Source organism: Kosakonia sp. H7A, from assembly GCF_003028445.1.
In the GTDB taxonomy this organism is placed as follows: Bacteria; Pseudomonadota; Gammaproteobacteria; order Enterobacterales; family Enterobacteriaceae; genus Kosakonia; species Kosakonia radicincitans.
In genome coordinates this window covers 1-486 of the sequence record NZ_PYTZ01000091.1, presented here as the reverse complement: position 1 = coordinate 486, position 486 = coordinate 1, and the positions used below count along the sequence as shown (strand labels likewise).

The 486-nt window shown below is 70.6% G+C and carries 1 pseudogene; it reads right to left on the bottom strand.

The features are described from left to right. Window positions 1-308: pseudogene (locus CWM66_RS28360) on the bottom strand (MotA/TolQ/ExbB proton channel family protein); the annotation flags it as partial. Between the last annotated feature and the right edge of the window lie 178 nt (window positions 309-486).

The window sequence follows — 486 nt, the reverse complement described above, 5'->3', positions numbered from 1 at the left end:
ATGCGGTGGACGATGTGGCGACCGGTGTCCTCGATACGCTCGCGCACCAGCTCACGCGGGCGGCCACGCATGTCCAGCGCGGCGGCCAGCAACGCGCCCAGCGGCGAGCTGCGGCGCAGGGATTCGATGTGGGAGGGGTCGAGCTTGCCGCGTGCCGCCCAGTTGCGCACCTCTTCGCCCAGGCCCGGCGGCAGCACTTCATTGCGGCGCAGTGTCCACAGGCGTTCGAGCATGATCGCCAGCGCCAGCACCCCCAGCAGCAGCAGGGGCACCATGGGCCAGCCGCCCGCCTTGACCAGTTCCCACACGTTCAGATCCTCCGGCGCGATCGGCCGCCTGTTTGCTGGCCGATAGGATAGCAGTCGCGCGCAGGCGTTCCTCCGCATCCCACCAGCGTGGCTGCCAGCGGCGTTGTGCACGCACGGCCAGGCCGTCCTGGCGCAGCCAGACCCTGACGGCGCCTAGCCGCGCAGTTTCCAGCGTGTC